This is a genomic window from Streptomyces sp. NPDC052301 (genome assembly GCF_044593395.1).
In the GTDB taxonomy this organism is placed as follows: domain Bacteria; phylum Actinomycetota; class Actinomycetes; order Streptomycetales; family Streptomycetaceae; genus Streptomyces.
This window is the reverse complement of sequence record NZ_JBIUBE010000017.1, coordinates 110173-120110: the sequence shown is the minus strand read 5'-3', so window position 1 is coordinate 120110 and position 9938 is coordinate 110173. Positions and strand designations below refer to the sequence as shown.

Below are 9938 nucleotides of genomic sequence, written 5' to 3'. Positions count from 1 at the left end.
TGCTGTCTAGGCTCGGGTGTCGGCAGTCCGTGCCGGTACGGGACCGGAGGGCTCGGGGTGCGCGTCGCGTTCGTCCAGCGCGATCTGGACGAGTACCGGTTCGGCGCTGCGCCGTACCAGCAGGCCCCTGCCGGGCTTGCGCGGGCGGGCTCGCTGGTCGCCGATGAGGGCGCCCTCGCGGTGGTCGCCGGAGAGCAACAGGCCGTCGGTGCTCATCTCCTTGAGCTTGCTGAGCAGCGCGTCGGACATAACGGCGCGCCCGGCGCCGCCGACGCGGCGGGCCAGCACCAGGTGGAAGCCCAGTTCGGCGGCCTGCGGGATGAACTCGGCCAGGGCGGCGAGCGGGCCGCGGCCCATGCTGCCCGACGCGAGGTCGTAGTCGTCCGCGACGACGTAGAGTTCCGGGCCCTGCCACCAGCCGCGTTCGGCGAGCTGGGCGGCGGTGAGGTCGGCCGGGGGGACGCGGGTGCGCAGCGTCTGGGCAAGGGCCTGCGCCTGGGCGGCGACCAGGTCGGCGTTGCCGCCGCGGGCGCCGATGTATTCCTCGGGCACCACGTCGAGCAGGCTGTGCCGGTAGTCGACGACCATGAAGCGCACCTCGCGCGCGGAGTGCCGGGCGGCCAGGCCGCGCATCCAGGCACGCAGGAAGGCGGTCTTGCCGGAGCCGGAGTCGCCGAAGACGGTGAAGTGCGGGGCGCCGGACGTGAGGTCGAGGCCGACGGTGCGCAGGTCGGACTCGCGCAGTCCGATGGGGACCTGGCGTTCGCCGAGGCCGGGGCCGTGGCCGTCCCAGCGTTCGGCGGGCGAGGGCTCGGCGGCGGCCGCCGCGAGTTCACGGACGGTGATCTTCTCGGGAAGCACGCGGAGCGCCGGGGCGGCTTCCTTGGGCCAGTTCTCGGCGATCCGGCGGACCAGTGCCTGTTCGGCGTCGGCGAGTCCGTCCAGGCCGTCGGCGCCGTCGAGCCGGGGCAGCGCGACGTGGAAGGTGAGTCCGGGTGAGGCGAGTCCGCGGCCGGGCAGGCTCTGGCCCAGTGCGCGGGCGGCGGGGCGGTTGATCTCGGACTCGGTCGGGTCGTTGAGGCGCAGTTCGAGACGGCCGGGGATGTTGTCGCGCAGGTTGACACGGATCTCCGCCCAGCGGTTGGCCGTCAGCCACAGATGGACGCCGACGCCGAGGCCACGGGTGGTGATCTCGGTGAGGGACTCCACGGCGGTCTCGTGCGCGGTGTGCAGGGCGGCCCAGTTGTCGACGGCGAGCACGATGTCCGCGGCGCGCGCGCCCTCGGGGAGCTCGCCCCGGGCGCGGCGGGCGCGGAGCTCGGCGGCGGACTGGATGCGCAGGTCGCCGAACATCTGCTCGCGCGCGGTGACGAGTCGGCCGACCTCGGCCAGCACCCGACCCACCCGTTCCTCGTCGCGGCGTCCGGCGACGCCCGCCACATGGGGCGCGTCGGCCAGCCCGTGCAGGGTACCGCCGCCCATGTCGATGGCGTAGAACTGCAGTTCATCAGGGGTGTGGGTGAGCATGGCGCTGAGCATCGCGGTGCGCAGGAAGGTGGACTTGCCGCTCTGTGGCGCACCGACGAGGGCCAAGTGCCCCTGCCGTCCGGTGAGGTCCAGCACCAGAGGGCGCTGTTCCTGCCGGGCGGGTACGTCGATGACGGCGACGGGGAACTTCAGCTCGCCCGCGAACGGCCACTGGTCGCAGCGCAGGCCGTGGTCCGGGTCCGTCTCGGGTTCGCCGAGGATCGGTTCGAGGGGGAACCGCGGCGGCAGCGGCGGCAGCCACACCTGGTGTCCCGGGGAGTCCTTGTTCAGCAGGCGTTCGACGGCGATCTGGAGTTCGGTGGCGCCCGCGTCGGGATCCCACTCCCAGCCGGCCGGTTCGCTCTCCTCGGCGGTGAGCGGGGCGAGGTCGCCGTACACGGCGTACGGCACCGGTTCCAGGGCGGTGCCCGGGGCCCCGGCGTCCCGCTCGTGGTAGGGCGCGGAGACGTGGGCGACGCGGAAGCGCTCGTAGACGGACTCGTCGACCTTGAGGTAGGCGGAGCCGGGAATGGCGGGCAGTGTGTACGCGTCGGGGGTGCCGATGACGGCGCGCGACTCGGCGGCACTGAAGGTGCGCAGGCAGATCCGGTACGACAGGTGCGACTCCAAGCCGCGCAGCCGGCCCTCCTCCAGCCTCTGGGTGGCCAGGAGCAGATGCATGCCGAGCGAGCGGCCGACACGGCCGATCTGCACGAACAGATCGATGAAGTCGGGGCGCTGGGAGAGGAGCTCGCCGAACTCGTCCACGACGATCAGCAGATACGGAAGCGGCTCCAGCGGTTTGCCGTTGGCGTCGGTGCCGCCGGCGGCCTGACGGAGCTGGTACTCGCGCACCGAGTCGACGTTGCCGGCCTCGCGCAGCATCCGCTGGCGGCGCTGCTGTTCGCCCCGGAGGGCCTGGCGCATCCGGTCGACCAGCGCGAGGTCGTCGGCGAGGTTGGTGATCAGGCCGGAGACGTGGGGCAGTTCGGTGACGCCCGCGAAGGTGGCGCCGCCCTTGAAGTCGACCAGGACGAAGGCCAGATGCTCGGGCGCGTGCACCATGGCCAGGCCGGTGACCAGGGTGCGCAGCAGTTCGCTCTTGCCTGAGCCCGTGGCGCCGACGACCAGGCCGTGCGGGCCGATACCACCCTGTGCCGACTCCTTGAGGTCCAGGCAGAGCGGTTCGCCGGTGCCGGTCACCCCGATCGGGACACTGAGCAGGTCCTTGCGGTCCGGGGCGCGCCGGGCGGTGGTCGGGTCGAAGACGGCGATGTCGGGGACGCCGAGCATCCCGGAGAGGGAGACGTGCTCGGAGAGCACCTGGTCGCGCTCGCCGGAGAGCCGGAGCGGGGCCAGGGCGCGCGCGGTCGCCTCCCGGACGGCGGGCGCGGTCTCGTCGGCGACGGCCTTCTCGACCGGCGTGTACAGGGCGGGCATCCGGCCTTCCAGGACGAGTCCGCCGCGCGCGTCGGTACGGGCGCGCACATCCACCCGGCCCGGTTCGGACCCCTCCTCCTCGACCAGGCACACCACGTGCAGCCCCAGGTCGGGCCCGGCCTCGGTGAGCAGGTCGGCGAGCAGGGCGGTACGGGTCCAGGGCGCCTGGGGGTCGTAGCCGTCGAGCACGACGACGAGGTGGCGGCGGGCGCCTGTGTCGCGCTGGGTGACGATACGGCTGCTGCGCTCGGCCCGCGCGGCGGCGGCCTGGTCCAGGCTGCTCTGCAGATGGTCCTGGAGTCCTGCCAGGTCGTCGGCGAGCAGCGGGACGACCTCCTGCTCGCGGCGCGGGGCCGTCTCGTCCGGCTGATGTGCGTGCGGCAGCCATTTCACCCAGTCCCAGGTCTGGTCGCCGCCGGTGACGACGGCGACGCGCACGTCGTCGGGGGCGTGCAGCACCGCCAGCTGGAGCAGCAGCGCCTGGGCCGTCTCGCGGGTGCGGGCGCGCGGGCCGAGCAGGCTGACGACTCCTGCAGCGCGCAGGTCCAGCCAGGCGGCCTGGCCGTCGACGGTGCCGTGGGTGCGGACGAGTTCGGCCGCGGCGTGCTGGGAGCGGGTGTCCAGGTCTACGGTGGGGTCGTTCTGGGCGGGCATCTTCAGCCCGTGTGCGGAGGGCATCGTGCCGGATCCGATGCGCAGGTGCAGGAAGTCGGCGTCGCCGGGTCGTCGTTCCCACACCCGGCGGCGCTGGGTGGCGATGGCCAACAGCCGGTCGGGGTGCGGGTGGTGCCAGGCGTCCGCGGCGCGCTGGGCGGCACCGGCGTGCATGGCCTGCTTACGGACGCCCGCCAGGTACTCGCCGTAGCGTTCACGCTGCCGGTACTGGTTGCGCCGTCGGCTGCCGCGCAGTTGCATGCGCACGCCGATGGTGATGCCGACGGACACCACGACGAAGGCGACGCCCAGCAGGATCATCCACGCCTTGCCGTAGGCGACCATGTAGGCGGCCATGCTCACGCTGGAGAGCAGTGGCAGCAGGAGCATCAGCCAGCCTGCCGCGCCCTGCTGCTGCGGGCGTTGTGGCGGGGCGGCCAGTGTCGTGCTGCCGTCCGGCATCGGCGGGGGCGTCATGCGGACGGGGCGGTGGAAGGGTATGCGACTCACGGGGGCTGCCTACTGACGGGGCTGACAGGGGTGGAGGGGGCGGGGCGGGCGGCGGTCAGCCGAAGGTCATGGTGATCGCCGTCTTGTTGGTGTCGGTGACGGATTTGGGCGGGGTGTCGTCGGTTTCGCTGCCACCGCTGCCGGGGGCCAGGTTGTTGCGGAAGTCGGAGAACGCCTTGGCGATGGCGTCCTCGGCCGTGGTGAAGTTGGTGGCGACGCTCCCGAGGCCGCTGATGAGGGTGGGCAGGACGCCCTTCTTCGGGTCCTCCTTGGTGCCGAACAGCTCGGTGGCCACCCGCACCCAGTCCCGGTTCACCTCCTCGGCGTCCGTGGCGGACCTGCCCTGCCAGGCGATCTGCAGCGCGTCGAGGATCTTGTGGATGCGACCCAGGCTGTCTTCGACGTCTTGCGCGAGGTCGACTAGCTGAGTGGCGGTGGTGAGCATGCCGCTCGGGGAGACATCGATGACGCAGACGTCGTAGTCGGCTTTGCCGTGATCAGCCATGAGTCGCCTTCCTCGGAAGCTGGAAATGGTGGAACGCCGAAAATGCTGACAATTACTCATATAAGTGATAGACCTGGCAGCCCGGCCCACGGACCGCGAGGCCGGCGCGAGAACGCCGAGGGAGACACCGTGACCGACCCGATCAACTCGCAGTACGACACGACCCCGTTGCCCGACCCGGAGGGCGACGGCAGCGACCCGGGACCGGACCACGGCAAGGACCTCAGTGGTCTGGTGCCGACCGACCAGGTCGCCTGGGGCGAGCCGCCCTCCTTCAACACCGACCCGCAGGCCATCCCGAAGGACCAGGGCGGCGGCGACAGCCCCCCGCCCACGGCCCCGTCCGGGGACCTGAGGATCGACCTGAGCGCCATGCGCACCGCGGAGAAGTCGATGCTCAGCGAGGCCCGCGCCGCGGTCGCCACGTACGAGGAGGTCCGCGCCCAGGTCATGGCGAAGAAGGACACCGTCTTCGGCCAGGGTGCGCATACCGACGGGCATTACAGGAACCTCAATGAGAAGAGCTACGACAACTACGTCCCGGGCAAGGACAACCCGTTCGCGCCGGCCGGCGAGCAGTTCGCCGCCGACATGAACCCGGCGATGGAACGGGCGCTGCTCCAGGCGGGCATGGCGCTGGAGAAGCTGGGCGAATACATCGCGCTGATCAACCACTCCGGGCAGGTCTACGCGCACACCGACCGGCAGTGCCGCTTCCCGGACCCGCCCGCCTCGCACTGAGGCGGCCGCCGTGAACCTCGGGTCAGGCACTCTTGGGCCCGTCCTTGAGGTTCACGTAGTTGGCGGACTCCGCGTGGTGGTAGTTCCGGTAACTGGTGGTCATCCGGCTGACGATGTCCGCCAGCAGGTTCTCCAGGTCGTGCTGCGTCGTGTGGAACCAGGACGTGATCTCGTCGAACGTCATGTAGGCCGGAGTGTTCCAGTCGGCGCCGATCCCCTTCATCTTGGCGTCGATCGAGCCCATGGTCGCGGAGATGGCCGCGGCCTCGCGTTTGACCGAGCCGATCGCGTCATTCAGCGCCTTGAGGTGCGCCTTCCAGTCCTGCGGAGTCGGTTGGTCCGCCATCTGCGGTCACCTGCCTTTCACCGAGTACGGAGTCTGGTCCCGTCATCACGTCTCCCCGGGTGGGAGGTCGGCGGGCAGCAGCGTGGTCAGCAGCTCCGGGTCCGCCGCGGCCAGGTCGGCCGCGCTCAGGCCCAGTTCGGCCACCCGCTGGGCATGCCGTTCGGTCATCAGCTGGAACACCTGCCGGGCGCTGCGCCCGTTGCCGAACTGCTCGCCGCGCGGCAGCGTCTCGAAGTAGCCGTGCAGCGCCTGGGTGGTCTCGGGCGCGACGGTGTACTCGTGGCCGTCGGCCTGGTGCCGCACGATGCTCACCAGCTGTGCGGCGGAGTAGTCCTCGAAGTGGAGGGTGCGGGTGAACCGGGAGGCCAGGCCCGCGTTGGACTCCAGCAGCCGGCTCATCTCACCGGGGTAGCCCGCCACGATGACGACCACCTCGTCGCGGTGGTCCTCCATCAGCTTCACCAGCGTCGAGACGGCCTCCGAGCCGAAGTCCGTCAGATGTCCCTGCGGCACCAGCGAGTACGCCTCGTCGATGAAGAGCACTCCGCCGAGCGCCCGTTTGAAGACGGCGGTGGTCTTGGGCGCGGTGTGCCCGACGTACTCGCCGACCAGGTCGCCCCGGTCCGCCTCGACCAGGTGGCCGCGGCCGAGCAGTCCGAGGGCGGCAAGGAAGCCGCCGTAGAGCCGGGCGACCGTGGTCTTGCCGGTGCCGGGGTTGCCGGCGAAGACCAGATGGCGGCTGAGCGGCGGCGGGGCGAGCCCCGCGTCCTGCCGTACCTTGACCATCTGCATCAGCCTGGTGAGGTTCAGCACGTCCCGTTTGACGCCGTCGAGCCCAACGAGCCGGTCCAGTTCGGCGTGCAGGGCGGCCAGCCGCTCCTCGGCCTGGCCGGCGCCGCCGGATCCGGCCTCCTCACCGTCGGACGGGGGCGCGGCCTGCGCCACGGCGGCCACGGCGGTGCGCCCCTCCCCCACGGGCGCGAGCGTGGGCAGCAGCGGCTCGACGACGCCCTCCACCCGGCAGTCCTCGGCCGTCACCTCGGCGTCCTCGTCCCGCAGCAGATCCTGTTCGGCGCCCTCCACGGTGCAGCGGCGCAGCAGGAAGCGCGAGCGGGCACCGGCGTAGACGGCGGGGAAGCGGCTTCCGGTGAACCGGCAGTCCTCGTAGCGGCCTTCTCCACCCTCCTCGACGAACAGCCCGTTCTTGGCGGCCGCCGCGACCGTCGTACCGCGCAGCCGGGGCCGGGCTCCGGACCGTACGACGATGCCGCTGCCGGCGGATTCGCGGACCGCGCCGCCGTCCACCACCGCCGTACTGCCCTCCTCCAACAGCAGTCCGGCGGTGCCGCTGCCGGTGACGGTCACGTTCTCCAACTGGGCTCCGGTGTCCCGGCCGACCCGCACACCGGTCTGCGAGGTGCCGGTGATCTCGCAGTCGGCGAGCAGCGGACGGTGCGAGGTGCACAGCCGCACACCCTCCCGGGTCGCGTCGATACGGCAGCCGCGCAGAACGGCGTCGCCGCCCTCCACGCACACCCCGGCCAGTTCGGCGCCCGTCACCTCGCAGTCCTCCGCGAGGAGTTCGGCCCGCTCGGTCACCCGTATCCCGTACTCCGGGCTGTCGGAGACGGTGCAGCCGCGCAGTCGGGCGCGGGATCCGCCGCCCAGGTGCAGGGCGCTGTAGGCGGTGTCGCGGACGGTGCAGCCGGTGAACGAGACATCGGCCTCGCCGATCGCGTACAGGCCGTTGGCGGCGGCGCGGGCGAAGGTGGAGTCGTGCGCGACGACCGTGCCCGAGCCGCTGACCACGAGCGCGGTGTCCGCGCAGTCGACCGCCCGCACCGCCGTCAGCTCGGCCGCGGCCTCGGCGGTGACCAGCACCGCGGCGCCGGAGGTGTGGTGCACATGGCACGTGTCCAGGGCGACGGCGCTGCCGCCGTCCGCCAGCACGCCCGCCCCGGCGGTGCGGAAGATCTGGCAGCCACGCAGCCGCACGCCATGGGCGGCGCGGGTGGTACGGGGCTCGCCCCCGGGGGGTAGGGCCGAGCCCCTGCTCTGCGGATCCGGGTCGTTCTCCGGAGAGGGGCCGCCGTCTGCGCGGCGGCCCGCCGTGCCGCTCAGCCAGACCCCATGGCCGCCCGACTCGTGCATCCGGCACTCACGCAGCACGGCTCCCGCGTGCCCCTCCGCGAAGACGGCGGCGGCCCCGCTGCCTCGAATCTCACAGCGGGTCAGGGTCACGTGGGCGCCGGCGGTCAGGAAGACACCATGCCCGGTCACCCCGTCGAGGAGCGCGTCGGTCAGCTCGGCCCGCGCCTCGTCGCCGACCGCCAGGCCGTTGCCGACGCCGCCGACGACGGTCAGGCCCTCCAGCGTCGTACGGCTGGTTCCCGTCAGCCACAGCGCCGCGCCCTCGGCCTGCCGAACCGAGCACCCGGTCAGCAGCGGCGCCGCCGCTCCGACGACCTCGATACCGCCGCCGGTGATCTCGCAGTCCCGCAGTACCGGTTCACCGCCGCGCAGCAGTACCGCCGCCTCGCGGGGCGCGGTGGCGCACAGCACGAAGCCGCGCAGCTCGGCGCGGCCGGCGTGCACGGTCACGGCCGGGCCCCGCGCGGCGACCAGCCGCACCTCGCCCTTGGCGACCAGACTGACATCCTTGTCGAGCACGACGCTCTCGGTATAGGTACCGGCCTGGACGGTGATCACGGCGCCCGGCCGGGCGCCCCGCACCGCCGCGCCGATGGTGCGGTGCGCGCCCCAACTGCCGGGCGCCACCCGCTGCGCGGCCGCCTTCACTGCGAGACCCCCGACGTGGCCCGGGCCCGCACGCGGCGGCCGGTCACAGACCGCTCCCCAGGTTTGCCAGCCAGCCGAAGAAGCCGAAGACGCCGACGGCCAGCGGCAGAGCGACCACCGCCAAGAAGGTGGCCACCGTCGACGGCCACGTGGGACGCTCCTCCTCGACGGGGCGCAGCGCGGCGCCGAAGGCGAGGAAAAGACCGCAGCAGACCAGCACCAGCCCGGCCACGAAGGCGGCGAGCGGCCCGGCGGCGCGGGAGCCGAAGAGATACTCGGGCAGCCGGATCGCCAGCGCCATCAACCCGATGACGCCGCAGGCCAGTTGCGACAGCACAGCAGTCAGCATCCGCACCGAGCCCGCCTGGAGCAGCAGCCCGACGCCGACCACGGCGACCAGGGCGAGCGCGCAGGCGCCCGGCGAGGCGCTCAGGACCAGCAGCGCGGCGGTGAGCACCGTCGCGGTCAGCACGCTGAGCAGAGTGAGCAGCGCATTGCCGCGGCGCACCACGGTGGTCACGTCGCCGCTGTCCATGGCCGACGCGCCCGTGTCCGGCCCGATGGGCACGAGTACCGCAATCTGGCTGGTGACCCGGGGCAGCAGTCCGGCCACCAGATACAGGCACACGGCCAGTACGGCGGCAGAGCCGGTGCGGCCCGCGTGCAGCGCGGTCAGCGGCACCACGAACAACGCCGCCACAGCAGTGACCAGTTGGAGTACGACGGTCGAGGGCGTCGCAAGCGCCACCAGCCCGGCGAGCGCGCCGAGTGCGGCGGCGACCGAGACCAGCACCGGGGTGGCCACCGGCCCGTGCGGTGGTGCGCCAAGGCCGGCGCAGGCCAGCAACGGGCAGGCCGCCAGCGCCAGGAGCTGGCGGACGGCGCCCGGCAGCGGCCAGTTCTTACGGGTTGCGTACCGGGCGAGCCCCGCCGAGGCCAGCGCGGCGAACGCGGGGAGCAGCGCGTCCGGACCGGCCACGCGGTGCGCCGCAAGCCATCCCGCAGCGACGACGGTCACCAGCAGACCCGCACCCAGCACCGCCTGCGCGCGGCGGCAGGCGTTCCACAGACCGCTGTCCGCACGCGCCGCGGTGACCTGTTCGTCCAGGTCGGTGATGGTCAGCTCGCCCCACTCGCCGGCCCGGTGGTCGCGCAGATAGAGCGTGGCGCCGTCCACGACGCCCGCGTCGGCCAGCGAGTCGCCGGGGGCCAGTGGGGAGCCCCCGGACTCGGCCAGCGACCAGAGGGGAGGCATCGTCTCGGACTCGGGCTGGCCACACAGGACGGCGAGCCGAGGGGCGTACTCGGCTATCGGCGCCTGCGCCGGGAGCGCGAGGTCGACGCGCCTCCGTTCACCGACCACGGTGACCCTGCAGCGTTCATCGGGCACGGGCGATTCCTTCGGTGGTGTCGAGC

General features: G+C 72.7%; 6 protein-coding genes. 1 reads left to right on the top strand and 5 read right to left on the bottom strand.

What is annotated here, in order from left to right; translation table 11 throughout:
- Window positions 1-6: 6 nt before the first annotated feature.
- Window positions 7-4131: a type VII secretion protein EccCa gene (gene eccCa / locus ACIHEJ_RS35180; protein ID WP_400141671.1), complete on the bottom strand. Its 4125-nt coding sequence runs from the start codon at window positions 4129-4131 to the stop codon at window positions 7-9.
- 55 nt (window positions 4132-4186) lie between these two features.
- Window positions 4187-4636 carry a WXG100 family type VII secretion target gene (locus tag ACIHEJ_RS35175; protein ID WP_400141670.1) on the bottom strand — a complete coding sequence of 150 codons (450 nt, stop codon included), beginning with the start codon at window positions 4634-4636 and terminating at the stop codon, window positions 4187-4189.
- Between the two features lie 129 nt (window positions 4637-4765).
- On the opposite strand from ACIHEJ_RS35175, the gene ACIHEJ_RS35170 reads away from it, so the two are divergent.
- A complete protein-coding gene (locus ACIHEJ_RS35170; RefSeq protein WP_400141669.1) occupies window positions 4766-5377 on the top strand; it encodes a hypothetical protein in 612 nt (203 codons plus the stop codon).
- 22 nt (window positions 5378-5399) lie between these two features.
- Here ACIHEJ_RS35170 and ACIHEJ_RS35165 read toward each other — a convergent pair whose 3' ends face one another.
- Genes ACIHEJ_RS35165 through eccD form a run of 3 tightly spaced genes read right to left on the bottom strand, consistent with a single transcriptional unit; the run spans window position 5400 to window position 9912 of the window.
- On the bottom strand, window positions 5400-5723 hold the full coding sequence (locus ACIHEJ_RS35165; RefSeq protein WP_400141668.1) for a WXG100 family type VII secretion target: 324 nt from the start codon (window positions 5721-5723) through the stop codon (window positions 5400-5402).
- 45 nt (window positions 5724-5768) lie between these two features.
- Window positions 5769-8522 carry a right-handed parallel beta-helix repeat-containing protein gene (locus ACIHEJ_RS35160; protein ID WP_400141667.1) on the bottom strand — a complete coding sequence of 918 codons (2754 nt, stop codon included), beginning with the start codon at window positions 8520-8522 and terminating at the stop codon, window positions 5769-5771.
- 43 nt (window positions 8523-8565) lie between these two features.
- The gene (gene eccD, locus ACIHEJ_RS35155) at window positions 8566-9912 is read right to left on the bottom strand and encodes a type VII secretion integral membrane protein EccD (RefSeq protein ID WP_400141666.1); all 1347 of its coding nucleotides are present in this window, start codon (window positions 9910-9912) and stop codon (window positions 8566-8568) included.
- Window positions 9913-9938 lie beyond the last annotated feature (26 nt).

Excerpts from the sequence above, each read along its gene's own strand:
- ACIHEJ_RS35175 (WP_400141670.1), bottom strand. The coding sequence starts at position 4,636 with ATGGCTGATCACGGCAAAGCCGACTACGACGTCTGCGTCATCGATGTC.
- ACIHEJ_RS35165 (WP_400141668.1), bottom strand. The coding sequence starts at position 5,723 with ATGGCGGACCAACCGACTCCGCAGGACTGGAAGGCGCACCTCAAGGCG.